Annotated in this window: 23 protein-coding genes and 7 pseudogenes; 10 read left to right on the top strand and 20 right to left on the bottom strand. The window is 55.9% G+C overall.

The window, feature by feature from the left end:
* Positions 1-3: 3 nt before the first annotated feature.
* The 10 genes and pseudogenes from ACQ86N_RS29165 to ACQ86N_RS29120 all read left to right on the top strand — a co-directional run bounded on the left by ACQ86N_RS29165 (position 4) and on the right by ACQ86N_RS29120 (position 11,788).
* A complete protein-coding gene (locus tag ACQ86N_RS29165; RefSeq protein ID WP_431210109.1) occupies positions 4-423 on the top strand; it encodes a hypothetical protein in 420 nt (139 codons plus the stop codon).
* Between the two features lie 46 nt (positions 424-469).
* Positions 470-2,362 (top strand): RagB/SusD family nutrient uptake outer membrane protein, encoded by a 1,893-nt coding sequence (locus ACQ86N_RS29160; protein WP_431210108.1) that lies wholly within the window; start codon positions 470-472, stop codon positions 2,360-2,362.
* A gap of 127 nt (positions 2,363-2,489) precedes the next feature.
* Positions 2,490-3,346, top strand: a pseudogene (locus ACQ86N_RS29155) (beta-galactosidase); the annotation flags it as partial.
* Between the two features lie 33 nt (positions 3,347-3,379).
* Complete coding sequence (locus ACQ86N_RS29150) at positions 3,380-3,844, top strand: hypothetical protein (RefSeq protein ID WP_431217648.1); 465 nt, start codon at positions 3,380-3,382, stop codon at positions 3,842-3,844.
* The gene (locus tag ACQ86N_RS29145; RefSeq protein ID WP_431210107.1) at positions 3,736-4,197 is read left to right on the top strand and encodes a hypothetical protein; all 462 of its coding nucleotides are present in this window, start codon (positions 3,736-3,738) and stop codon (positions 4,195-4,197) included. Before ACQ86N_RS29150 ends, ACQ86N_RS29145 begins: the two co-directional genes overlap by 109 nt.
* Positions 4,176-5,651, top strand: a complete 1,476-nt coding sequence (locus ACQ86N_RS29140) for an FG-GAP repeat domain-containing protein (protein ID WP_431210106.1) — start codon at positions 4,176-4,178, stop codon at positions 5,649-5,651. Before ACQ86N_RS29145 ends, ACQ86N_RS29140 begins: the two co-directional genes overlap by 22 nt.
* A complete protein-coding gene (locus ACQ86N_RS29135; RefSeq protein WP_431210105.1) occupies positions 5,584-7,179 on the top strand; it encodes an FG-GAP-like repeat-containing protein in 1,596 nt (531 codons plus the stop codon). Before ACQ86N_RS29140 ends, ACQ86N_RS29135 begins: the two co-directional genes overlap by 68 nt.
* Positions 7,124-7,753 (top strand): FG-GAP repeat domain-containing protein, encoded by a 630-nt coding sequence (locus ACQ86N_RS29130; RefSeq protein WP_431210104.1) that lies wholly within the window; start codon positions 7,124-7,126, stop codon positions 7,751-7,753. The genes ACQ86N_RS29135 and ACQ86N_RS29130 overlap by 56 nt, the downstream gene beginning before the upstream one ends.
* A 29-nt stretch (positions 7,754-7,782) precedes the next feature.
* Positions 7,783-8,019: a two-component regulator propeller domain-containing protein gene (locus tag ACQ86N_RS29125; RefSeq protein ID WP_431210103.1), complete on the top strand. Its 237-nt coding sequence runs from the start codon at positions 7,783-7,785 to the stop codon at positions 8,017-8,019.
* Between the two features lie 82 nt (positions 8,020-8,101).
* Entirely contained in the window at positions 8,102-11,788 is a 3,687-nt protein-coding gene (locus ACQ86N_RS29120; protein ID WP_431210102.1) for an ATP-binding protein, read from the top strand.
* A 47-nt stretch (positions 11,789-11,835) separates the two neighbouring features.
* Here the strand turns inward: ACQ86N_RS29120 and ACQ86N_RS29115 are convergent, their stop codons facing one another.
* The 20 genes and pseudogenes from ACQ86N_RS29115 to ACQ86N_RS29020 form a co-directional block, all read right to left on the bottom strand.
* Positions 11,836-12,759 carry a RagB/SusD family nutrient uptake outer membrane protein gene (locus ACQ86N_RS29115; RefSeq protein ID WP_431210101.1) on the bottom strand — a complete coding sequence of 308 codons (924 nt, stop codon included), beginning with the start codon at positions 12,757-12,759 and terminating at the stop codon, positions 11,836-11,838.
* Positions 12,741-13,196, bottom strand: a pseudogene (locus ACQ86N_RS29110) (RagB/SusD family nutrient uptake outer membrane protein); the annotation flags it as partial. The pseudogene ACQ86N_RS29110 and the gene ACQ86N_RS29115, both read right to left, overlap by 19 nt.
* Positions 13,197-13,520: 324 nt before the next feature.
* Positions 13,521-15,029, bottom strand: coding sequence for a TonB-dependent receptor domain-containing protein (locus tag ACQ86N_RS29105; RefSeq protein ID WP_431210100.1), 1,509 nt, complete (start codon positions 15,027-15,029; stop codon positions 13,521-13,523).
* An 847-nt stretch (positions 15,030-15,876) separates the two neighbouring features.
* Positions 15,877-15,945 (bottom strand): annotated as a pseudogene (locus ACQ86N_RS29100) (hypothetical protein); the annotation flags it as partial.
* Positions 15,946-16,045: 100 nt separating this feature from the next.
* Positions 16,046-16,264 (bottom strand): annotated as a pseudogene (locus ACQ86N_RS29095) (hypothetical protein); the annotation flags it as partial.
* Positions 16,248-16,805: an STN domain-containing protein gene (locus ACQ86N_RS29090; protein WP_431210099.1), complete on the bottom strand. Its 558-nt coding sequence runs from the start codon at positions 16,803-16,805 to the stop codon at positions 16,248-16,250. The pseudogene ACQ86N_RS29095 and the gene ACQ86N_RS29090, both read right to left, overlap by 17 nt.
* Before the next feature lie 219 nt (positions 16,806-17,024).
* Positions 17,025-17,759 carry a FecR family protein gene (locus ACQ86N_RS29085; RefSeq protein ID WP_431217647.1) on the bottom strand — a complete coding sequence of 245 codons (735 nt, stop codon included), beginning with the start codon at positions 17,757-17,759 and terminating at the stop codon, positions 17,025-17,027.
* A 50-nt stretch (positions 17,760-17,809) separates the two neighbouring features.
* Positions 17,810-18,394, bottom strand: a complete 585-nt coding sequence (locus ACQ86N_RS29080; protein ID WP_431210098.1) for a hypothetical protein — start codon at positions 18,392-18,394, stop codon at positions 17,810-17,812.
* The gene (locus tag ACQ86N_RS29075; protein ID WP_431210097.1) at positions 18,391-19,278 is read right to left on the bottom strand and encodes an alpha-L-arabinofuranosidase C-terminal domain-containing protein; all 888 of its coding nucleotides are present in this window, start codon (positions 19,276-19,278) and stop codon (positions 18,391-18,393) included. The genes ACQ86N_RS29080 and ACQ86N_RS29075 overlap by 4 nt, the downstream gene beginning before the upstream one ends.
* The gene (locus ACQ86N_RS29070; protein ID WP_431210096.1) at positions 19,187-19,432 is read right to left on the bottom strand and encodes a hypothetical protein; all 246 of its coding nucleotides are present in this window, start codon (positions 19,430-19,432) and stop codon (positions 19,187-19,189) included. The genes ACQ86N_RS29075 and ACQ86N_RS29070 overlap by 92 nt, the downstream gene beginning before the upstream one ends.
* Before the next feature lie 70 nt (positions 19,433-19,502).
* Positions 19,503-19,634 (bottom strand): annotated as a pseudogene (locus ACQ86N_RS29065) (hypothetical protein); the annotation flags it as partial.
* On the bottom strand, positions 19,616-20,005 hold the full coding sequence (locus ACQ86N_RS29060) for a hypothetical protein (RefSeq protein ID WP_431217646.1): 390 nt from the start codon (positions 20,003-20,005) through the stop codon (positions 19,616-19,618). The pseudogene ACQ86N_RS29065 and the gene ACQ86N_RS29060, both read right to left, overlap by 19 nt.
* 133 nt (positions 20,006-20,138) lie before the next feature.
* A complete protein-coding gene (locus ACQ86N_RS29055) occupies positions 20,139-20,729 on the bottom strand; it encodes a hypothetical protein (protein WP_431210095.1) in 591 nt (196 codons plus the stop codon).
* A gap of 38 nt (positions 20,730-20,767) precedes the next feature.
* Positions 20,768-21,022 carry a hypothetical protein gene (locus tag ACQ86N_RS29050; protein ID WP_431210094.1) on the bottom strand — a complete coding sequence of 85 codons (255 nt, stop codon included), beginning with the start codon at positions 21,020-21,022 and terminating at the stop codon, positions 20,768-20,770.
* A gap of 28 nt (positions 21,023-21,050) precedes the next feature.
* Entirely contained in the window at positions 21,051-21,275 is a 225-nt protein-coding gene (locus ACQ86N_RS29045; protein ID WP_431217645.1) for a hypothetical protein, read from the bottom strand.
* A gap of 135 nt (positions 21,276-21,410) precedes the next feature.
* A pseudogene (locus ACQ86N_RS29040) lies at positions 21,411-21,805 on the bottom strand (beta-L-arabinofuranosidase domain-containing protein); the annotation flags it as partial.
* Positions 21,775-22,631, bottom strand: a pseudogene (locus tag ACQ86N_RS29035) (beta-L-arabinofuranosidase domain-containing protein). The pseudogenes ACQ86N_RS29040 and ACQ86N_RS29035, both read right to left, overlap by 31 nt.
* 37 nt (positions 22,632-22,668) lie before the next feature.
* Positions 22,669-23,304, bottom strand: a complete 636-nt coding sequence (locus ACQ86N_RS29030) for a RagB/SusD family nutrient uptake outer membrane protein (RefSeq protein ID WP_431210093.1) — start codon at positions 23,302-23,304, stop codon at positions 22,669-22,671.
* A 145-nt stretch (positions 23,305-23,449) separates the two neighbouring features.
* The gene (locus ACQ86N_RS29025) at positions 23,450-24,037 is read right to left on the bottom strand and encodes a hypothetical protein (RefSeq protein WP_431210092.1); all 588 of its coding nucleotides are present in this window, start codon (positions 24,035-24,037) and stop codon (positions 23,450-23,452) included.
* Positions 24,013-24,438, bottom strand: coding sequence for a hypothetical protein (locus ACQ86N_RS29020; protein ID WP_431210091.1), 426 nt, complete (start codon positions 24,436-24,438; stop codon positions 24,013-24,015). The genes ACQ86N_RS29025 and ACQ86N_RS29020 overlap by 25 nt, the downstream gene beginning before the upstream one ends.
* Positions 24,439-24,506 lie beyond the last annotated feature (68 nt).

The raw sequence follows: 24,506 nt of genomic DNA, 5'->3' as shown, positions 1-24,506 counted from the left end.
ATCATGTATGTCAATTCCGATGGGGGAACGTTCACCAATTTCCGGAAGAGCCTGCTGGATGGCCGCTGGTCTCCGACCAATCAGGAGGGGAATATACCGAGGACGCCCAACCGCGGCAATTACTACTGGGACAATACCAGCAATACTTTCTTCCTGCATAAGACGGACTATGTTCGTCTGAAGACCTTCCAGCTGGGCTATACGATCGATGCGAAGGGTCTTCAGAAAACGGGGATCCGAAATTTCCGGGTTTTTGCCAGCGGGCAGAATTTGTGGACCTGGTGTCCCGGTCTGAAGGACTTTGATCCGGAAGCGGGGGCCAATGCCACTCCATCCGATCTGAAGAATGCCATACCGAGTAATTCGGGCGGAAGTTATCCGTTGTCGCGTGTGGTGACGATGGGACTGACCATGACATTTTAATTATCCTGAAGACTAAACAAAACATCATGAAAAAAATATTATTTGCTTGCTCCTTTTATCGGTGTTCCTTGTGGGACCATCGTGTAATAAAAAAGTGCTGGACCAGACGCCGGTCAGCGCGGTTTCGGATGACGCCGTATTCAATTCTACCGATCCGGGGCTATTGACGGCGTTTGTCAACAACATCTATCAGGGGTTGCCGCATGGTTTCGACTGGTCGATGCTGGCTTCGCTGACGGACGAGGCGCTGACGCAGGCCTGTACCTGGGCGGGTCAGCAGATGGCGATGCTGAGCCAGATGACGCCGAGTAATCTTGGACCATTCAACAATGGCAACTGTCCGGAACTTCAGCATTTTGCGTGGACGAATGAGTATTCGTTCATCCGGTCGACGAATCTGTTCTTTTCGAAGATCAATGCTTCGCCGGTGGATACGGCTACGAAGCACGCGCTGATGGGAGAGGTCTATTTCCTGAGGGCTTATCTGTATCAGAATCTGGTGTCCTTTTATGGGGGTGTGCCGCTCATTACGAAGGCGTACTCGCTGACGGACAGTTTTAGCGTGGCGAGGAATACCTATGCCGACTGTATACAATTCATATCCGACCAGTGCGACAGTGCGGCGATGTTTTTGCCGCTGCAGCAGGCGCAGGGTGGCAGGGCGACGAAGGGTGCGGCGCTTGCCTTAAAATCGAGGGTTTTGTTGTTTGCGGCGAGCGATCTGTATAATGGCGGAAACGCGACGGTGCCGGATCCTTTTGGGGGTTACGCGCATCCCGAGCTGGTTCGGTACACGACGTTCTCGGGGGCGGACAGGCAGGCGCGGTGGCAGAAGGCGAAGGACGCGGCGCTGGCGGTGATCAATCTGGGGCAGTATTCGCTGTATATGCCGACCCCGGCGTCGCAGGCGGAGGCGGCTACGAATTATGGCAATCTCTTTATTCAGATGAATACTTCGGAGGATATTTTTGTCAAGTATTTTTCGACGAATACGGTGGCCAACTGGAACGACTATGGAAAGACGTATGGTCCGGGGCTGTATCATAACCCCAATGGTTTTTGGGGCTGGGGTGTGGATGCGCCGACGCAGCAGTTCGTGGATGAGTATGAGATGAACGATGCGAGCGCGTTTAGCTGGGGCAATGCGGCGGAGGCCGCGGCGCCGTATAAGAACCGCGACCCCCGATTTTACGCGACGGTGTTGTACGACGGGGCTCCGTGGCGTCAGCGGACATCGGATATATTGCCGCATGAAGCGACGGGTAAGGTGCAGACGGGCTATCAGAATATCTCGTCTTCGAGTCCGAATGTGGACGATATCCAGTATGAGACGGGTGGTTTCGATACGCATAATCCGCCCACGGGCGCCAATATCTGGAACTGGTCACCTACGGGCTATTATCTGAGAAAATGGAGCGATGCGACTATTGATCCGCTGAAGACGCTGCAGTCGACGCCCTGGCGGTATATTCGCTATACCGAGGTCCTGCTGAACTATGCCGAGGCCTGTCTGGGTCTGAATGATGCGACGACGGCGACGACTTATATCAATATGATCCGGACGAGGGCGGGTATGCCTGGGATCGCGACGGCCACGATGGCGAAGCTGCAGCACGAGCGGAAGATAGAACTGGCGTTCGAGGAACTGCGGTATTTCGATATCCGCCGCTGGATGATCTGCGACCCGGCCGTGTATGGACAGAAGGCCGGTTTCAGCAATGTGTGGAGCATCCATATCTTTTATCCGTATAATGGTTCGACGAACTATGGTTCGAGTACGCCGGTGTATACGCCGGTGGCGAATGTCAGCGGGGCGGGGAACTATGCCAATCTGGACTATTCCGGGGGCAGGGCGTGGAATCCCAGGTCTTATTTTTTGCCGATCGCTTATGATGAAATGAATAAGAATCTGAAGCTGGTACAGAATCCTTTTTATTAGAAGTGCTTATGAAAAGAGTATGCGCCATTCTTTTGTTTTTGGCGGGTTGTCTGGGAGGGTACGGGCAGAAGCGACATAGTTTTAGCCTGGGCGATTCTGTCTTTTGCTCGACAACAAGCCTTTTCAGATGATCAGCGGAGAGATGCATTATTCGCGTATTCCCCGTGAGGCGTGGCGGCAGCGGATGCGGATGGCCAGGGCGATGGGGCTGAATACGATCGGCACCTATGTGTTCTGGAATGTGCAGGAGCCGGAGAAGGGGAAGTTCGACTTTTCGGGGAATAACGATATAGCGGCGTTTGTGCGGGCTGCGAGGGAAGAGGGACTGTGGGTGGTGCTGCGGCCTTCGCCGTATGTCTGTGCGGAGTGGGAATTCGGCGGGTATCCGTACTGGCTGCAGAATGAGAAGGGGTTGGTGGTCCGCAGCAGGGAAAGCAGGTATCTGGAGGAATACCGGCGCTATCTGCTGGCGCTGGGCAGGCAGCTGGCGCCGCTGCAGATCAATCATGGGGGGAATATTCTGATGGTCCAGGTGGAGAATGAGTACGGGTCGTACGGCGACAATAAGGAATATCTGGCCGTCAACCGGAGGATCTTCCGGGAGGCGGGTTTTGATGGATTGTTGTACACGTGTGATCCGGCGAATGATCTGTCGAAGGGGTATTTGCCGGGTTTGCTGCCGGCGGTGAACGGGCTTGACAATCCGCAGCGGATCAAGCAGCTGGTCAGAAAATACAATAATGGCAGGGGGCCCTATTATGTCGCCGAATGGTATCCTGCGTGGTTTGACTGGTGGGGGCGCCCCACCGTGTCATTCCGCCGGAGAAGTATACCGCGGCGCTGGATAGTCTGTTGTCCGGCGGGATCTCCGTGAATATGTATATGTTCCATGGCGGCACTACGAGGGCTTTTATGAACGGGGCGAATTATAATGACAAGAGTCCTTACGAGCCGCAGGTCAGCAGCTATGACTATGATGCGCCGCTGGACGAGGCGGGCAATCCGACGGCCAAATTCATGGCGTTCCGGGCGGTCATTCAAAAGCATCTGCGGCCGGGGGAAGTGTTGCCGGAGGTGCCGGCGGTCAAGCCGGTGGTGGCGATCGACGAGGTGCAGTTCCTCCAGTCCACGAGTATTTTCAGCGTTTTGCCGGCACCGGTAGTGAGCCCGCGGCCGATGACCTTCGAGGAGCTGCATCAGGCGTATGGGTTCGTGTTGTACAGGACTACGCTGACGGGTGGTAAGAAGGGTGAGCTGGTGGTGAAAGGGCTTCGGGATTATGCGCTGGTGTTCGTCAATGGCAGGCGGGCTTGTATTTTAGACAGGCGGCACGGGGACAGCAGTGTTTCTGTGGAAATGCCGGGGGGAAGGTTGTGCTGGATATTTTGGTTGAGAATCTGGGACGGATCAATTTCGGTCCTTATTTATTGGAAAATAAGAAAGGTATCACGCAGGGAGTGTTGTTTGACGGTCAGGAGCTGAAGGGGCTGGCAGATGTACTCCCTTCCTTTCAGCGATATCGGTGCTGTGCGGAAGACCGCGGGCGGGGGAGGTATAGCGACGCGCCCGTGATCCGGAGGGGAATCTTTTATTTGAGGGAACTGGGCGATGCCTATCTGGACATGAGCGACTGGGGGAAAGGGGTTGTGTGGGTGAACGGGCATAATCTCGGGCGCTACTGGAGTGTGGGTCCGCAGCAGACGATCTATGTTCCGGGTGAGTGGCTGAAGCCGGGTAATAATGAAATTGTGGTGCTCGAGCTGGTGAAGCCGCAGCGGGATGTATTAAGGGGGATTGACAAGCCATTACTATCATGGGGAAATGGAAGGTACTGATCAGGCTGGCCGTGTGCGGCTGGCTGGTCCTTGCGATGCCGGGGTGTAACCGGAGGCCTCTGCTGTTCGAGCGGGTGCGGCCGGCGCATTCCGGCATTTCCTTTACCAATACGATCGTGGAGAACGACTCGATAAATCCCCTCTCGGTGGTGAATATCTATAGCGGGGGTGGTGTGGGGATCGGGGATTTCAATAACGATGGTCTGCCCGATATTTATCTGACGGGCGGGATGGTGTCCAGCAGGCTGTATTTGAACAGGGGAAATTTTAGATTCGGGGATGTGACTGAAAAGGCGGGGGTCGGGGGGATGGGCAGGTGGGCGAGGGGTGTGGCGGTGGTCGATATCAATAATGACGGGTTGATGGACCTCTATATCTGCAATACGCTGTATAAAGACCCTCTGCGGAGGAGGAATATCCTGTATGTTAATCAGGGGCCCGACAAAGATGGGGTGCCTCGTTTCAGGGATATGGCGGCGGAATATGGTCTGGATATCGGGGTTCAGTCTACGATGGCGAGTTTTTTCGACTATGACAATGATGGAGACCTGGATATGTATCTGACGGTGAATGAGGCTTCGGGTGGTTATGAGTCGTCGGTGTTCATCGGGCAGGACCGGCCGGGCGGAGGGCCGAACCATGGAAGATTGTATCGGAATGATCCGGATGCTCAACTGGGGCATCCTGTCTATCACGATGTTTCGGAGCGGGCGGGGGTTTTATACGAGGGGTATGGTCATGCGGCGAGTATCTGCGATATCGATGGCGACGGGTGGAAGGACATCTATGTGTCGGATGATTTTATCTCCAATGATATTCTCTATATCAACAACCGCGACGGCAGTTATACAAACAGGACCAAAGAATATTTCAAGCACACGTCATACAACAGCATGGGTCAGGACGTGGTGGACATCAATAATGACGGGCTCCCCGACGTGGTGGAGCTCGATATGAGCGCGGAAGACAACTACCGCAGGAAAATGATGTCGAATGCCAACAATACCAATACTTATCAAAATTTCGAGAACTACGGCTACCAGTATCAGTATGTGCGGAATACCCTGCAGCTGAATCAGGGGCCGAGGGTGGGGAGGGGCGACTCGTTGGGTGCTCCGGTGTTTAGCGAGGTCGGATGGATGAGTGGGGTGTCGCATACGGACTGGAGCTGGGATCCGCTGGTGGTGGATTTTGATAATGATGGGTGGAGGGATCTGGTGGTCACGAACGGATTCCCGCGCGACTGGTCGGATCACGACTTTATTGCGTACCGGCAGCAGTCGGGTGGTGCGGTGACGAATATGCAGTTGCTTGGGGCGATCCCGCAGGTGAAGCTGCACAATTATGCTTTTAAGAATAATGGCGGGGTGGGTTTTGATGACGTGAGTGCGGCGTGGGGGTTGGGACTGCCGACCTTTTCGGAATGGTGCGGCGTATGCCGATCTGGACAATGATGGGGCGATGGACCTGGTGGTCAATAATATCGACGACGAGGCGCTGGTGTACAGGAATACTTCGAGGAATGGGGACCCGGTGTCCGCGCGGTATCTGAATATCCGGTTCAGGGGTGGGAGCCAGAATGTGAATGGTATCGGGGCTGAGGCTAGTATTTATTATGACCATGGCAGGCGGCAGGTGTATGAGAATTCTCCGTATCGTGGGTATCTGGGGTCGGTGGAGTGTATGGGGCATTTTGGATTGGGAACCGTGGGGAGGGTCGATTCTGTTGTGGTGAGGTGGAATAACGGGAAGAAACAGACTCTTGACGATGTGAAGGCAGATCAGACGATCGTGGTGGATATCAGGGATGCCAAAGATCCCTGGTCTGATGAGCGGGAGGTGGTGGACCGCAATTCGTTGTTTAGGGAAGTGGGGCTTGGGGTTGAGTATAAACATAGTGAAGTGCCGTTTATGGATTTTAATATTCAGGCGTTGTTGCCTCATAAATTGTCGGAGTATAGTCCGGCGTTGGCGGCGGGGGATCTTAATGGGGATGGGCTGGATGATCTTGTTGTGGGCGGGAATGCGATGAATCCCGCGAGGGTTTTCTTTCAGCAGAAGAGTGGGATGTTTGTTGGGAGAGAGTTGTTGGCGGGATTGGGTGGTGCGGGGAAGGACGAAGGGATCTTGATCTTTGACGCGAACGGTGATGGCCGGCCGGATCTGTATGTGTCGAAGGGCGGGTATGGGCCTGCTTTCGACAGTGTGGGTTATGAAGACAAGTTGTATTTGAACGATGGTAGGGGGAATTTTTCTGAGGCCGTGGGTGCATTGCCGGTGAATCATACCAGCAAGTTATGTGTCAGGGCTGCGGATCTCGATGGTGATGGAAGGCTGGACTTGTTTGTCTCGGGGCGGGTAGCGCCGGGGCAGTACCCGAAGGCGGTGAGCAGTTATATTTTTCGAAATGACTCGCGGGATGGGCGGGTGAAGTTTGCGGATGTGACGGCGGAGGCAGCGCCGGGGCTGAGGGATATCGGGATGGTCTGCGATGGGCTGTTTACGGATTTTGACGGGGATGGGCAGACCGATCTGATCGTTGTAGGGGAATGGATGCCGGTGGGGTTTTTTAAGAATATGGGTGGGCGACTGGTGAATGTCAGCGGCTCATCGGGAGTTGGTGATAAAACGGGTTGGTGGAACAGCATTGTTGCAGGGGATTTCAGGCACACGGGGAGGACGGATTATATTATCGGGAATGTGGGGTTGAATAGTTACTATCAGGGGGGCGAGCGGTTCCCGGTGGGTATCGTGGCGAAGGATTTTGAGCATAGCGGGGCTTTTGTGGCGATCACGTCGCTGTTCCTTCCGGATCAGGATGGTCAGAAAAAGGAATACCCGGCTTTTGGAAGGGATGATATTGCCAGTGCAGATGCCGGGAATCAAGAAAAGGTATGCGACCTACCGGCCTTTTGCGCTGGCGACGATGGACGAGATCCTCACACCGGAGCAACGGGAAGGCGCGGTGCGGTTGCGGGCTAATGAGCTGCGGTCGTGTTTTATGCGCAACGATGGCGCGGGTAAATTCACGCTGATCCCGTTGCCGCGGGAGGCGCAGGTATCGGTGGTGAACGGGATGGTGCCCGACGATTTTGACGGGGATGGGAATCTGGACGTGCTGATCAATGGCAATGATTTCGGGACGGAGGTTTCCACCGGGCGGTATGATGCTCTTAATGGCCTGTTGCTGAGGGGAGACGGGAGGGGCGGGTTTTTGCCTCAGTCTATCGCCCAAAGTGGGATCTATATCCCTGGAAATGGTAAGGCGCTTGTGAAGTTGATGGGTGCGTCGGGGGATTATCTGGTGGCTGCGAGTCAGCATCAGGATGTGTTGAAGTTGTATCAGTTGAAAAGGGCGGTGAAAGGGGTGAGGTTGGGGCAGGATGCTATCAGCGCGGTGGTGAACTATAAAAATAAGAGCAGTCGTAAAGAGGAGTTGTATTATGGAAATTCTTTTTTGTCGCAGTCTTCGAGATTTATTTTGGCTGATAGTAGTGTGGAGTCTGTGACGATCAAAAATAATAAGGGTAAATCTTACATGTATATATTAAAATAGCTATATTTAAGGAAGCTACACTACTGCGCATGAGATTTGCCATTATCTTCTGTTTCCTGCTGTGGGTGGGAGATTGTTTTGCCTGCGATACTTTGTCTGTGCGATATCTTGGTATCGACCAGGGTCTTTCGAATAATGCGGTGACCTGCATCTACAGGGACCACAATGGGTATATGTGGTTCGGGACCTATGACGGGCTGAACCGGTACGACGGGTATTCCTTCCGTGTTTTCCGTAATAAGATCGGTGATTCCACTCTCTTTTAGACAATCATATTTTTTGCATCAACTCGGACAACGAGAATAAGATCTGGGTGGGCGGGGGAAAGGGTGCGAGTGTCTATGACCCGTGCAGGTCTACTTTTTTACTCCGCGGTTTGCCAGGGTTGGGGCTTCGAAGGTCCTGCCACTCACCGACGCTGTATTGTGCATGAGGAATACCGGCGGGGCGCTGCTGGTTGGTACTGCCCATAGCGGGCTGGTCGTGTATTCCGGCAGCAGGGCGGTGGGAAGGCCCGTCGTGATCCCGGGAGAGAAGGATGCGGCGTATAATGTTCCGGCGATGGACTATGATTCGGTGCGGCGTGTGGCGTGGATCTTTGTAACGGATGTGGGCCTGTTCCGGTATGAGGTCGAAACGGGGCGGTTGGCGCGGGTAGCTACGGGGCTGGCGCAGTGCAGTGTCGTGTTTGCGCGGTCCGACGGGGAGGTGTTTGTGGGGAATGAGTCGGGGGTGTTCCAGGTGAAAGGCGCGGTATTTAAGCGGTTCGATCCGGTCCCTGAAATGATCATCCGGGATATTGCGGAGGACCCGGAGGGCGGGTTATGGGTAGCTACGGACGGCAACGGGTTGTGGCATTTGCCGCCGGGTGGCGGCAAGTGCGTGGCGCTGTCTTCGACGGGGCCGGTGCTCAACAGCAATGCGGTCTATAATGATTTTATCGATCCGGAGGGGCGGCAGTGGGTGGGGACGCTGCGGGGTGGGGTGAATATTCTGGAAAAGAATTCCAGCCTGTTCCGGACGATCTCGTATCATAAGGGCAGGACGGAGGACGTGAATGATTTTATCCTTTCCTTCTGCGAGGACGACCGGTCGAATTTGTGGATCGGTACCGATGGGGCGGGTTTGCGGTACTGGGACAGGCAGAAAAACGTTTTTAAGAAGTATGAACATTCGGAGGCTCCCGGCTCGATCAGCAGCAATTTCGTGACCTATATCACCCGGGACTTCAAGAACGATATCTGGATCTCGGCGTGGTTTGGCGGGATCGATAAGTTGAATAAGGCTACCGGGATGTTCAGCCACTACAGCTGTTATAATCCATTTCTAAAGACCGATGAGCGGAATGTCTGGCAGGTCTATGAGGACTGCAAGCGAAGGCTGTGGGCGTCGTCGAGCAACAGGGGCCATCTTTATCTGTACAACAGGCCGGCTGACCGGTTTGAGCTATTCGATACCGCGCTGATCGATATGCAGGTGCTGGCGGAAGACAGGAGTGGTAATTTATGGGGAGGGAATTATAATTCCCTGGTAAGGATCGATCCGCAGAAGAAGAAGCATGAACGAATTTTTGTCGGCTATCCGGTGCGGAGTATTCACGAGGATAGCCATCATAGCCTATGGGTGGGTACGGAGGGAGGGGGACTGTTGTTGCTGGACCGGGAAAAGGGGGTTTTTCGACAAATAACGACCAAGGATGGGTTACCCAACAATGGGATATTGCGAATTCTGGAAGACGGGAGGGGTAACCTTTGGCTGAGTACCTATTATGGTCTGTGCCGTTATAATCCGGTGACGAAGACGTGCCGGAATTTTACGCAGGCGGACGGTCTGCAGAGCAACCAGTTCAGTTTTAACGCGGCGATGGTGGCGAGGAACGGGGAATTTTTGTTTGGGGGGATCAAGGGCTTTAATAGTTTTTGGCCGGATAGTGTTTACGACAGGAGTGTGGTTCCGCGGCTGTTCCTTACCGGTATCAAGGTCGATAACTCGCTGGTCGAGGCCGATTCGGAATTTGTCAGCAGCCGCAACAAGGATATCGTTACCGGTATAACGGTGGCCTTTGACAAGGCGATACTTTCGTTCGACTTTACCGCGCTGCAGTATTCGAATGCGGACAATCTCAACTATGCCTATTTTCTGAAGGGCTGGGACAAGGACTGGAGCGCTGCGAGCGCTTTACGAACGGCCAATTACAGCCATTTGCACGAGGGCTGCTATGAATTCTTTGTCCGGGTGCTGAATGCGGATGGGGTTTGGAACGGGGAGGCGCGGCTGTTGTCCGTGTGCGTGCTGCCGCCCTGGTACCGGACCTGGTGGGCGTATTTGTTGTATGCTGCCGGCGCCATCGGTGTGTTCTATGCTTTCCTTTATTATTACAAGCGTCAGGAGCGGTTGCGGTATGAGGTCAGGCTGGCTGTGATCGAGAAGGAAAAGGAAAAGGAGCTGACGGAGCGGAAGATCTCGTTCTTCACGGATATATCGCATGAGTTCAGGACGCCGCTGACGCTGATCGTGAGTCCGCTGAAGGATATCATGGCGGAGACGAGCGACGGCCCTATACAGAAGAAATTGTCAACCGTTCACCGAAATGCCCGGCGGCTGCTGAGTCTGGTGGATCAGCTGTTGCTGTTCCGCAAGGTGGAGTCCGTCGAGCAGCAGCTGAGTGTGTCCGGTTTCGACATGAACGAGGCGTGTAACGAGGTGTTTTTGAGTTTTGTACAGCGGGCGGCGTCGAAGAATGTTGCTTTTTCTTTTGAGAAGCCGCTGGGGGAAGTGGGGTATTGCGGGGATAAGGAAAAGATCGAGATCATTTTGTTCAATCTGCTGTCGAATGCGCTGAAGTATACGCCTTCGGGCGGAAGGGTCGGACTGTCGCTGGCGGATGAGGGAGGGCAGGTGCGGATAGTGGTGCGGGATACGGGTTGTGGCATTGCCGGCGATATCAGCAGCCGGCTGTTCGATGCGTTCTATCAGGCGGACAATACGGAGAAGGCATCGCAGACCGGATTCGGGATCGGGCTTTACGTCTCGCGGAGGCTTGCGGTGGCGCATGGCGGGGAGTTGAGCTATGTGAGTACGGAGGGGCTGGGGAGTATTTTTACGCTGGTGCTGCCGAAGAATCAACTGAGCCCGAAGGAATGCGGGGGCAGCGATCGTCCGAGTATTATCCACGAGCTGGTGGAGGAGGGGCCGGGTGAGGAGGAGCGGGTTGGGGACAATAAGTCAAGGGTGATCGATAAGATCATTTCGGGATTGCCGACGATGGTGGTTGTGGATGACGATGCGGAGATGAGGGGTTATGTGAAGGAGATCTTTATGGAGCAGTTCAATATCTACGAAACGGAGGATGGGGCGTCGGCTTTTGAGCTGATCGGCAAGTTGCTGCCGGATATCGTGGTCAGTGATGTCGTGATGGGTAAGATGGATGGCATCGGGCTTTGCAGGAGGCTGAAGGAGAATGCGCATCTTGCGCATATTCCGATAATTTTGTTGACGGGGAGCGCGTCCGAGCAGTCGAGGCTGGTGGGGCTGGAGTGCGGGGCGGAGGACTATGTGAGCAAGCCTTTCAGCAAGGACCTGATCGTGGCGCGGGTTCAGAATATCTTAAGGTCCCGGAACAGGCTGCAGCAGTATTTTTTCAATACGATCACGCTGAAGCCGACTTCGAGTATCGAGGCCGATCATAAGGAATTTCTGGAGCGGTGTATCCGGATCGTGGATCAGTATATGGATAATCCGGAGTTCAGCGTGCAGCTGTTCTGTCAGGAAATAGGGATGAGTCATCCGACTTTGTACAAGCGGATCAAGGCGATCTCGGGGTTGACGGTAAACGTTTTTATTCGGTATCTGAGGCTGAGGAAGGCGGCGGAGCTGCTGATCAATACGGGGAATACGGTGGTGGAGGTGACTTATGCCACGGGGTTTAATGATTTGAAGTATTTCAGGGAGCAGTTCAGCAAGCTTTTTGGGATGACGCCGTCGGAGTATATCAGGAGGTATAGGAAGCCGTTGGGGAATAAGATTGTGAAGTAATGAGAGGAGGCCCGGTCTGTCGACCGGGCCTTTTTTTGGGGGTGGGGTTAGATGGTAGTTTTTTGGTGGATGGAATTAGTTGGGGTAGCCGGGGTTTTGGGTGAGGTTCGCGTTTTTGGCGATCTCGGTGCGGGGTATGGGATATAGGGCCCGGTAGTCGCCGTTGGGGGAGTGGGAGAGCCAGGATTTTTGGTGAATACGCCAAAACGGACCATGTCAGTACGCCGGCGGGCTTCCTGGCAAAATTCCCAGCCCAGTTCGTCCAGCATTCTGCCGTATTGTACGTCGCCGCCGCCCTCTGTCGTGGTGGTGAGGTGGTTTCTCAGGCCGTAGTCGTAGCTGCTGCCGCCGAGGAGTTGTGCGCCGGTGACGGTGGCTTTTGCCGGGTTGGTCTTGAAGTCGCGCTGGCGGACCTGTGTTACGATGACGGCAGCGTCGTCGGCGTGGCCTGTGCGGAGCAGGGATTCTGCTTTCATCAGGAGTATGTCGGCGTAGCGGAAGAGGGGCCAGTCGTTGCTCAGCCGGTTGGTGGCGCCCATGGCGATCTCGAATTTGCCGAGGCGGAAGCCGTCGACCTCGTCCGATATGTCGACGCCGGGGAGGTAGTTCCTGTAGGACAGGGGCTTGCCGGTGAAGTCGCCCATGGTGCCGTAGATGGAGTCGCCTTCAGCCGTGTACTGCTGACCCTTGATATAGTTGTCCTGGTATCTGCTGTCGTCGGTGTCATAGGTGTTGATGAACTGGGGTATCGCGCAGACGCCGCCCCAGGGGAGGACTGCAGTTTGTAGGTGGCCTGGTTCTCCGGTTCGAGGGTCTGCATGTGTACGTCGAAGGAGTTCCAGTCGTTCACGTATTTGGAGTCGAAGGGCAGGGCGAAGATGATCTCCTTTGAGTTCTCGTTCTCGGTGACGAATACGCTTTTCTGGTTCGACTCGAGGACGAACTTGTTGCCGTTGATGATGGTGTCGCATACGGCGATGCATTTGTCGTAGGCGGGGGTGCCGGAGTAGACTTCCGCATTCAGGTACATTTTGGCCAGCAGGGCGAGGCCGGCCCATTTGTTGAACTTGCCGTAGGTGGCGGTGTTGTTGTCGGCGCTTACGAGGGGGATATTGGTCAGCAGTTCGTTCACGATGAAATTGTATACGTCCTTTCTCGCGCTTTGTTTGGGAAGGAAGCCGTCCGGAACGTCGAAGCGGTCGACGATGGGCACGTTGCCGTACATGTCGCAGAGCACCCAGTAGTAAGAGGCGCGCAGGAGCCTGATCTCGGCGACGAGTGAGCCGGTGTCTTTGCGGCTACGGGGATCGCTCCGGAGCGTACCTGGTAGATGATCCGATTGCAGTTGGTGATGCCCTGATAGGCGCGGGTCCAGACGTTGATCACGATATCGTCGTCGGTTGTCCATTTGTGTTCGTGGATCCTGCGGTAGACGCCGCCGTCGACCCAGCCGTTGGGGCGGGCTGGGGTGAGCATTTCGTCGCCGGATACTTCCTCGGGCCCGGTAGAGGGTATTCCACTGGAGGAGTAAGCCGCGCCAGTCCACATAGGCCGCTCCCGAGAGTGCCGACAGGTCGGAGGGGGCGGGGACGAAGGTGCTGCCGATGATCTGGTTGTAGGAATTGTTCTTTAGGCGGGTACAGGCCGGTCCTATTGCGACGACTGCTATGAGCAGGGCCCAGTATATATTTTTGTTGATTTTCGTTGTGTTCATAAAGACTTTTTGGAAGTTTTAGAAGGTCACATTCAGGCCGATCGTGAATGTGCGGGTAGTGGGGTATTTATAGGGGCTGTCCATGCCGGGGTCGAGGCCGGATGTTGGCGTCTGGTTAACCCCGGACTGCGCCGTCGAGATGCCGTTGCGCAGGCTCACTTCGGGGTCGATTCCTTTATAGCCCGTGATGATCAGCGCGTTCAGGACGGCCGCGTAGAGTCTTGCCGACTGGATATAGCGCATGCCCGTGTGTGTGAAATTGTATCCCAGCGTGATGTTGTCGATCTTCCAGTAGTCGCCGTTCTCGATGTAGTAGCTGTTGAATTCCACGGGTGATTTCAGCTGGGTCTTGCCGAAGACTTTGTCGTATGCGTTCTTCAGTAGATTGTACTGCGCCTGGGTGGGGTTCTCGAGCATCATTCGCTGGAGGTTGGCCACCTGGAATTTGAAGGCTCCGCGCTGGGTGATGCCGAGGTCCCAGTTCCTGTACCGGAAATTGTTGTTCCATCCGAGGTAGAATTTGGGGAGGCCATTGCCGAGCACGCGCTTGTCGCCGAAGGAATGGGTGAAGCTGGAATATTTGACGGGTTTGCCGTCGGCGCCTTCGTATACCCATTGGCCGTAGTTGGCTACGTCCGAGGGGTCGTTGCCGATGTCCACGACCTTGAAGCCATAGAAATTACCGACGGGGCCTCCGACCTTCAGCAGGTGCGAGAAGGTCTGGATGGGCGGGAAGATGGCGCCCACCTGCAGGTAGTCGGTGGAAGTCTTGTATATATCATTCGACAGGCTTTTCAGCTGGTTCGAATTGGTGGAATAGTTGACGCCGGAGTTCCATTCGAAGTCTTTTGTTTTTACGGGTACGAAATTGACCGAGACCTCGACTCCTTTATTTTCCAGGACGCCTACGTTGGCGAGGGTCTGGTTGTAGAGATTGGGGGGACTCGGAACGTCGTACCAGAACAGCAGGTTGTGGATCTGGCGGTTGTAGTAGTCGATGCTGCCGCTGATGCGGTTCTTCAGAATGCTGAAGTCGAGGCCGATATTGGTCTCGCGTTTTTCCTCCCATTTCAGGTTGGGGTTGGCGTTCTGGGTGGGTATGAGTGTCTGTATCCACTGTCCGTTGGAGTTGACGAATCCGCCGTAGCCGATGACGCCGACGCCGCGGAAGAGGTCGGAGGGCTGCGAGCCGGTGATGCCGTAGCCGGCGCGGAGTTTGAGGTCGTCGAACAGGTGCTGTTTGCTCATGAACGATTCTCTGGAGATCCTCCATCCGGCGGATGCGGCGGGAAGGTGCCCCAGGGGTTCTTCGTACCCCATAGCTGGCTGGCTTCTTCCCTTCGGACGCTGGCCATCAGCAGATAGCGTTCGTCGTAGTTGTAGGTGAGCCGTCCGGAAGAAGCCAACGAGGTTGGTCTCGCTGCGGTAGCTGTTGATGAGGCCCTGGTAGTTGCCGCTGCTGATGGCGCGGCCGAGGCCGATATCGTTGAAGCCGAATCGATCCGTGGGAAAGTCCCAGTTCTCCATATAGTTGCTGGAGTAGGTGTTCTCCTCGGTAGCTGTATCCGCCGAGCAGTACGAGGTGGTGCCGGTCGAAATTGCGGGAGTATTCGGCGGTGAGTTCGACGAGGCGGTCGATGGACTCGCTGCTGCCGACCCTGGCGTATCCATTCTTTCCGTCGCGGAGGGTGGACACGTGTTGTTTGGTCTCCATGTATCCGGAGTCGCTCATTTTTTTGCCGTAGGAAAATATGCTGGAAAGCCTGAGTCCCGAAATGGGGGTGAAGACGACGGCCGCCTTGTAGCGGGCGTTTGTTTCGTTGTATTGGCCGTCGCTCTCCATCAGGTCGGACACGGGACTCTCGTAGTCGAATTTCGTGAGCTCCTGGAACCAGGTGCCGTCTGCGTTCTTCAGCGGCGAGGTGGGGTTCTGCATGGTGGCCTGGCGGTAGATATTGGAGTTGAAGCCATTCCATTTCCGGGACGAGCTGAAGAGGTTGAGGTTGATGCGGAGCTTGTTGTTGAACATATTGTGGTTGAAGTCCGCGTGGCCGCTGAAGATCTGGTTGAAGGATTTTTTGAAGATACCCGGAGAGTTGTTGTAGTTGCCGTTGATGAGGTAGTTGGTGGTGGAGGTACCGCCGCGGAAGGTCAGGTTATGGGACTGGATGACGGGTGTGCGGGTGATGGCTTTTACCCAGTCGGTGCTGGCGCCGTTGTCCGCCATTTCGGTCTTGCGGAGACCGGCTCTGATCTGGTCGCGGAAGTCTGCCGCGGTGGAAAGATTGAGTTTGCGGGCGAGGGTCTGTGTGCTGGCGTATCCGTTGTATTCGACGTCGCTGCGGTCGTTGCCGCTGGCGCGCCGGGTGGTGATGAGGATCACGCCGTTGGTACCGCGTGTGCCGTAGATGGCGGCGGCGGACCCGTCTTTGAGGACGTCCATGGACTCGATGTCCTCGGGGCGCTACGGTGCGCAGGTCACCGGGGATCCCGTCGATGAGGACGAGCGGGTTCTGGTTGGCGCCCATCAGGGTAGTCTGTCCGCGCAGGAGGATCTGGGTGTTGCCGGTGGGGTCGCCGTTGGGGGAGATGACGGTCAGTCCTGCGACTTTGCCCTGGATCAGCTGGCCGGCGTCGGTGACGGAGCCTTTTATGAAGTTTTCGGCTTTTACGGTGGCGATGGCGCTGGTGAGGTCGCCTTTGCGCTGGGTGCCATAGCCGATGACGACGATTTGCTGCAGCTCCTTATTGAGGAGTTGCATGGAGACGGAGACTGTCCTGTTGCCGTTGACGCGGAGTTCCTGGGGTGCGTAGCCGATGAGACTGAATTCGAGTATGGGGTCCTCTTTTGTGGTGGTCAGCGTGAAGCTGCCGTCGTCTCTCGAGCTGGTGGCGTTGCCGGAGCCTTTTTCCTCGGATGGTGACGCCGGAAAGGGCGTTGCCGTTGCCGTCCGTTATTTTGCCCGTGATGGGGGGAATGGCTTGTTTTTGGGTTGCAACGGAGTCCATGATGACGTAGAGCCGGTCGTTGATCTTTCGCCAGGTGAGCGGGCTATTCTTCAGGATCAACGCGAGGACTTCGGTCAGGGGAGCGTGGTCGACTGTGACGGATGTTCGCTGCTGGCCTTTGGACAGGACGCTGGTCTTGTATACGAATCTGAACGATCCCTGGTCTTCGATGGCCCTGAGCACGTCTTTTATTGTCACATTATCGAGTCTCAGGCTTATTTGTCCCTGGCCATAGCTGCTGGCGGCGGCGGGGAGGGTAAAGCAGACGATAAGAATAATGGCAAGCTTCGTCATCAGGAAATATTTGAGCGTTAACCTGGCTGCCGGGCACGACGAGCCATGTCTTGTTTTTTTCATACTTTTGCAAGAGTTAAATGTTAGGTGAATAGCCTCGCACGGCTGTTTACTGTCGTTGACGAATACGGAGAATGTTTGCAGCATTCTCCGTTGTTTTTTTTAAGTAGTTGATTTCATATGCAGCAGTTTTTGGTTGATGGCAATAGGGCCCAATCGTTAGGGAATTATGATGACCTCGTTCTTTTTTATCTCATATTTGAAGTTGCCCGATAGTTGCAGGGCATAGAGTACTTCCGTCAGATTGTCGTCGTCGAACACTCCGGTGAATTCTATATTTTTCAGTTCGTCGCCCTGGATGGTGACGGTTACGCCGTACCAGCGTTCGAGTCGCCGGGCGACCTGGCCGAGGGTCTCGCCGTCGAAGACGAGTTTGTTCTTTGTCCACAGGACCTCGGCAGCGACGCTGTCCCGGTCGAGGTGGTGGACCTGTGTCAGGGTCATTGTGGCGGGTCTTTTACGCGTGTCTTTTGCGCTGTCGTGTTTGATGGTTGCGCTGTCGTTGCTGACGATCAGTTTCTCGTTGGGTTTTAGCAGGACTTTTTTTCCGGCGTTGGTTTTTAGTGTGACTTCGACCGCGCCCCGGATGAGGGAAGTCTCCGTGACTTTCTCTTCGGGGTAGGAGCGGACGTTGAAGGCCGTGCCGAGTACGGTGACGTCCACGGTAGCGGTGTGGATGATGAAGGGTCGGGCGTTGTCTTTGACCACGTCGAAGAAGGCTTCACCGGTGAGTCGCACCTGGCGGGAGGTTCCGTTGAAATCGTTGTCGTAGGAGATATTGCTGCCGGAGTTGAGCCAGACCTGGGTGCCGTCGGGGAGCTGGAGTTTTGATTTGGAGCCGTTGCGGGTGGAGACGAAGTTGCCTGTCGCGGGGGCGACGGGACTGGTTTTTATGAAGAAAAATGTGAGACAGGCGGCTGTTGCGGTTGCGGCGAGCAGTCCTTTTATAATGGCCGGGCGGCGTTTTTTTCCGGCCGGTGGTAGAATGGGGTATTTTGGACGGTGTCATCGCTGAGGCGCTGGAGGTGTTTGTTGAAGAGCAGGTCAGTGCTCTCCTGGCCGGCGGAGCCTTTTGCTTTCCAGAGGGCTTCGACGGATGCGGCCTGCGCGGCGATGTGCGGGTGCTGTTGGAGCAGCTGGTCGAGTTGCGCGAGTTCCTCGGCGGTGGCTTCGCCCGAGAGTTTGCCGATGAGCAGGTGCCATATTTTTTCGTGGTCCATTGTAAATAGGACACGGAAAATGGGGGATGTACCGGTGGTGGGAAAAAATTTTATGGGGGGCGTGGGTGGTGGGGGGTGTAGTGGAGTCAGGTGGATTTTGGTTTTGGTCGGGGGGTGGGGATGTCGAGTTGGGCGGCGGAGGCGATCTTTTTGGCGGCGATGACGAGTTGGTTGCGGACGGTGAGGACCGAGATGTTGAGGATGTCTCGCCACTTCCTTGTATTTGAGGTCGTGTTCGCGGACGAGCTGGAAGATCAGTTTGCACTGGGAGGGCAGGCCGTCGATGGCCTGTTGGACGCGTCTGGTCATTTCTTGGCGGAAATGAAGAGTTCCTCGCCGTTGCCGAAAGAGGAGATATTGTTGACCTCGATGGTGTCGAGGCTGATATTTGGATATTTATAGTTGCGGGTAATATGGTTGATGGAGAGGTTTTTTGCGATGGTATAGAGGAATACGGTGAGGTTGTCGATGGTCAGCAGTTGGTCGCGGATGCGCCATAGGCGGATAAAGACGTCGGAAACGATCTCTTCGGCGGTCTCTCTGGATTTGATGATGGAATATGAGAAATAGAACAGCTTTTTGTGCAGCATATCGTATAGTTGCCGATATGCTGCCATGTCGTCGCAGAGGGCGATCTGTCGTTGCAGTTCCGATATGAGTTGTCTTTTCTCCATGTCTGTTATTTGCCTTTTCCGATGCGGATGACCTGCATGGAATAGGGTGGCAGGCCGAGGCTGAACTTCTTGCTGATGGGTATGGTGGTTTCCGTGGGGACGATCGTTTGTGGGGCGGCTTCGGTGTTTTTGGATTCGGGGGAGCCGGTGAGAAGGGGTTTTTGTGCCTTTTGCCGGGAATTGGGGTTGTCCGGTTGTGGTCAGGTTTATGTTTGCCTGTAGTGTTCCGGGGCCGGTATGGATGATCTTGAGGATAAGGTCGCCGGTGCGGCTGTCCTTTAGCGCAGTCTGGTGGCGACGGCGGTGTCGCCGGGTGGGATGGTAGATGACGCCGGGGTAGAAGATGTCGCCTGCGTTGGCCGCGAATAGCTGTTGTACATAATAGTTGGCGGTTCTGAGGACGGCGGTGTTTGAAAAATAGATGAGGTTAGGGTTCCAGGAGGTATGGCGTGTGTTGGCGAGGAGGGGGGCGTAGGAGGCCATGCGGACGACGTCGCCGTTGCGTTCGAGGGAGGTCATGTATGCGCCTTCGGCCAGTGGCGTTGTACAGCGTATTTCCCCAGGAGGCGTATTCGCCTACGTATACTTTCGATCTGGCTCTGTCGTATTTGTCGTAGCGCTGTCCGTGGGAAAGGAACCATTCGGGTTTTTCGTAGTAGTGTTCGTCGACCATGGGAACGGGAGAGGCTGTCGGCAAATTTCCAGCCGAGGTCGTAGTCTTCGCCAGCCGGAGAGGGGCCGACGGTGCCGATGACGGTGATTTCGGGGTGGCTGGCGTGGACGGCCGCGTAGATCATTTTGAAACGCTGGCGAAAGTCCTCCGTCTGCCGGTCTTCGTTGCCTATGCCGATGTATTTTAGATGGAAGGGTGCGGGGTGGCTGGCGGCGGCGCGTTTCGCGCCCCATGTGGAGGATTCGGGGCCGTTGGCGTATTCCTATCAGGTCGAGCACGTCCTCGATCCAGGACTGCATTTCGTCCATGGGAAGTCCTTTTGTCCTGTGCTGCCGATACGCCGGTGCCGCCGGAGTTCTGGCAGCTGACTCCGGCTGCAACGATCGGAACTGGTGTGGCGCCGATGTCCTCGCAGAACTGAAAATATTCGAAGAATCCGAGTCCGGTGGATTGGTGGTAGTTCCAGATATTTTTTTGTTCGATCCGTTGTTCGGCCGGGCCGATGGTGTTCTTCCAGCGGTAGATATTTCCGAGCCCGTCGCCGTGGACGAGGCATCCTCCGGGGAATCGCATGAATTTCGGGTGCAGGCCGGCGATGGCCTGTGCGAGGTCGTCGCGCATTCCGTTGGGGCGGTGTTTGAAAGGTCTGTTCGGGGAAGAGGGAGATCTGGTCTAGCGCCAGCCGGCCCTTTGTTTTGGCGGAGGATCACGAGGTAGCCGCTGTCTTCCCGGGCGGTGGCGCGGATGGTTGTATGGCGGTATTCCTGCCAGCCGCGGGATTGTGGTACTGGAGTTCGGCTTTGCCGAGGAGGTGCGCCTTTTTGCCGCGCAGCTGGATCTCGAGGGGGACCGCTTCGCCGGACAGCTGTCTTATCCATGCGGAGAAGTTGTAGCCTTCGCCTTGTTGGAATGCCATGGCGTCGTATCCTCCGTTGGAGAGGCCGATGCCTTGCTGGCCTGGGTCTTCGATGGTGAGTACTACATAGTGGGGGTTGTTTTTGTTGATCGGTTCGGCGGTTTCGACGGTGAGGTTGCCGTAGCCGAAGCCTTCGGTCTGGTATTGCCATGCGGTGAAGGGTGTCCAGTCCTTTCTGTCGGCGGGGCCGTATTCGAAGCTTCTGTTCTGGACGAGTTCGCCGTAGAGGCCGCCGTCGGCGGCGTAGCTGATGTCTTCAAAGAAGATTCCGAAGAGGTCGGGGCTGATGGCTGTGGGTCCGGAATGGCGTTGTTTTGAGGGGTGTTGGGTTGGGGGTTTGGTGGATTGGACTGCCGGTTGTTTTTTTACCCAGACTTCCATTTCGCCGTCGCCGCGGTTGGCCCATGCGTAGTAGGGGATCAGTTGTGATATCTGCGGTTTTCAGGACGGTGATCCTGCCGAGTTCGTCGTTGCGCGTTTCTGGGCTGCAGATTTGAGTTGGCGGGGAGTGCGATATCGCTGGGTTTTTTGCTATTGTCTTTCCATTCGAGACAGTACATCAGCGGGCCGCGCTGGATGGCGACCTTGCCGGAGTCTTCCTGGAGGCGGCTGCTGGCCTGGACTCCGCGCACGGGCATGTCCAGCGTCATTTCGATCTTGTCGCCTTTTTCCATGTGCGCCGGATGACCGCGTAGCCATTCTCTATTTTATATGGCGTGGGTTGGCCGTTGATAGCGATCGGGGTGTGTGGCCTGATATAGCGGTGAATGAATACAGCGGGGAGGGTATGGCCTGGTCGCGGGCCCAGCCGGGGATCCTGATGCGAACTGTGAGGGACTGTGCCAAGGCCGGGTCCAGCGTGAAGCGCAGGTGTCCGTCCCAGGGGTAGTTGTTCTCCTGTACGATCTCGATGGGGCCGGCGGCCATTTTCATGGTGGCCTCTGCTGCTGACGAAGAGGTTGATATAGAGGTCCTCGGGTCTTTTTGTGCGTAGACGTAGCCCGGCAGGGAGGGCAGCAGGCGCAGGATATTCGTGGGACAGCAGGAGCATTCGAACCAGCCGGAGCGGTGGCGCTCGAGGGCGTCGTGGGTAAAGTTATCGGTGACCTGCATGGCGTTCGTGTAGAAGAAGGATTTTCCGTCGAGTCCGACGCCTGACAGCATTCCGTTGTAGAGGACTTTTTCCATCAGGTCGATGTATTTGGACTCGCCGTGGAGGAGGAACATGCGCTGGTTCCAGTAGACGTCCCCGATGGCGGCGCAGGTCTCATTGTAGGCGGTTGCGTTGGGCAGTTCGTGTCTTCGCCGAAGCGTTCGCCGGCGGGCACTGAGCCGATGCCTCCCTGGACGTAGATCTTTTTGGCCACCATATTATCCCAGAGGCGGTCGACTGCGGCGGTATATTGCCGGTCGCCGGTGAGGGCTGCTATGTCGGTGACGCCGGAATAGAGATACATGGCGCGCACGGCGTGTCCTTCGACGTCGTTCTGGTCGACGACGGGGTGTCGTCCTGCCAGTATTTTCCGTTCTTCCACTCGTCGGTGGAGTTCTTGTCGTAGGTGCGTTTACCGCGGGCTTCGACGAAGAATTTCGCGAGTTGGAGGTAGTCGGTCTTGCCGGTGATGCGGTAGAGTTTCACCGGGCCCATTTCCACGATCTCGTGGCCGGGTGCTACTTCTCTTTTCCGGGGCCGAATGTGCGTACGAGGAGGTCGGCGTTCTTCAGTGCGATGTCCAGCAGGTTGCGACGACCGGTGGCGAGGTAGTGGGCGGCGGCGGCTTCGAACAGATGGCCGCTGTTGTAGAGTTCGTGGCTGAGTTCGTGTTCCTTTACCCATCTGTCGTTGCCGGACCATTCGTGGGGGTGCAGGGAGTCGATCGTTCTCGCGGTATATAGGTATCCGTCGGGCTCCTGCGCTGCCGCGACCGTGTCGATGAGGGCGTCGACATATCTGCTAAGTTCCGGGTCGGGGTGTACGGCGAGCGAGTAGGAGGCGCCTTCGAGGGTTTTGTAGATGTCTGTATCGTCGAATGGGAATTTTGTGCCGAATTTTCCCTTTTTCTGTGCGGCCATCACGAAGTTCCGAACCCTTCCGGTGTTCTCGCAGCGCTGGAAGGATGCGGGGATGGTGACGGTGCGATTGCGTTCGATGCGGGGATTCCAGAAGGAATCGGTGAGCTGTACCTGGGTAAAGTTGACGGGACGGATTTGATAGTCAGCCGATTGTGACTTGGCTATCGCCGCAGGGAGGAGTCCTGAGAGGAGTAGCAGGAGTTTTTTCATACGCAATGCTTTACTACAATAGTACAATTTTTAAATGTCATTTGTACAATTTTAGAATTTTTTGTGGGGGAGGGGGTGGTGCGTGCGGGGAGGGGGAAAGAAAGCTGCGCCATGCGGCGCAGTTTTGTGTTGGGAGTACTATGGTGTGACGATCAGTAGCCGTCGTTCTGTTTGAGATAGCCGGGTATATTGGATGCGGCGTCGATGGCGGTCTGGGGGATGGGGAAGATCCTTTTTTCGTGTCGGTGCTGGATTTTTCCGTCCATGTGCCTTCGTATTTGCCGAAGCGGACCATGTCCGAGCGGCGGACCATTTCCCAGTAGAACTCGAATCCGCGCTCTCTGAAGAGGAGGTCGAGGTTCATGGTGGTCAGCGGCGCTGCGGGGGTGGTGGCGGTGCGGGCGGCTCTGACGATGTTGACGTCCGCGAGGGCGCCGGCGGCGTCTTTGGGTCCGCGCAGTTTGGCTTCGGCCCGCATCAGATATGCGTCGGCGAGGCGGAGGATGACGATGTCGGCCTCGCCTTTATTTCTGCCCGAGTTGGAGCTTTTGCTGAACTCGTATTTCTCGACTCTGTAGCCGGTGCTGTAGTTGCTGCCTGCCGTGGTGAAATCCACCTGTTCGGTGAAGTTGACGGGCAGGGTGGGTTTGCTGCGGGTGGCGTTGAAGAGCATGCTGACTTTTAGTTTGCCGTCGGGGCAGGTAACGAAGGCGCCGCTGGCGTCTTTTGTCAGGCCGTATTGCTGTCCTCTGAGGATGCCGCGGTTGATGTTGAAGGTGGCGGCGTCGACGCAGCCGTCTGCCTGTGGAAGGTTCTCTTTATAGAAGCGGGGTCGGCTGCTGCGGGATCGGCGGGGGCGTTGGCGTCGACCCAGTGTGATAGAAGTCCGGGGTGATGGCGGGGCCGTCGGTACCGTTGGCGGTGGGGAAGGCGGGTAGGGGGAACTGGTCGCCGGACAGGGAGAAATAGGCCATGCGGTTGTGGCTGTTGCTCATGTCGGGGCGCTGGTCGACGGCGAAGACGAGCTCTTTGTTGGTGTGGTTGTTGTTGCCGAAGATGGAGAAGTATTCGCTGGCGAGGGCGTACTGGCCGGCGCCGATGATCCTGCCGCAGTAGTCGATGACCTTGTTCATGTCGTCGGCGTTGAAGTTGAAGGACGCGGCATAACGGTCTCGGTAGACCGCCGCGTTGAGGTAGAGTCGGGCGAGCAGGCCCCAGACGGCGGCCTTTGTGATGCGTCCAGGTCCGGTGGTGTTGACCGGGGTCGGCTCGACGGCCAGCAGTTCGGATTCGATGTACCTGACCGCCTCGTCGCCCCGTACGATCTTCGAGGTGGAATTGGGGTCTTCTTTTATGAATACTATTCCGAAGAGGTCGAGGGTCAGGAGGGAGTAGTAGGCGCGCATGCCTCTTGCTTCGGCGAGGAAGAGGGGGCGTTGGCGTCTTTGTTGGTCTTCAGCGCCATGATGGCGGTGACGGAGCGGGAGAGGCCGGTGACGATGGCGGTCCAGGTGGCCTGTACGTTGGGGTCGGTGCTGACCGTCTCGTGGCGGTGCATGGAAAGGTAGATGCCGTTGTCGCCCCAGTCGGTGCCGCCCCGGTAGGGAAGGATGGCTTCGTCGGTGGAGATCTCCTGCAGGGTGAAGTAGCGGGTGTGCAGGAATATATCGGGCAGTACGTTGTAGGTGGGGGCCAGGAGGCCTTCGCCGAGCTGTTTGTCGTTGAGCCCCGTGACGGAAGATTCGTCGAGGACCTGCTCATTTAGCTTAGTACAGCTGAACAGGCTGATTCCTATGAGGCAAATCAAATATCTTATGGATTTGTTTGTCATTTTCTGAGCGTTTTAGAGTGAAACATTGATGCCGACAAGAATGG

Source organism: Puia sp. P3, assembly GCF_050632245.1.
Lineage (GTDB): Bacteria > Bacteroidota > Bacteroidia > Chitinophagales > Chitinophagaceae > Puia.
This window is presented reverse-complemented; position numbering and strand designations above follow the sequence as displayed.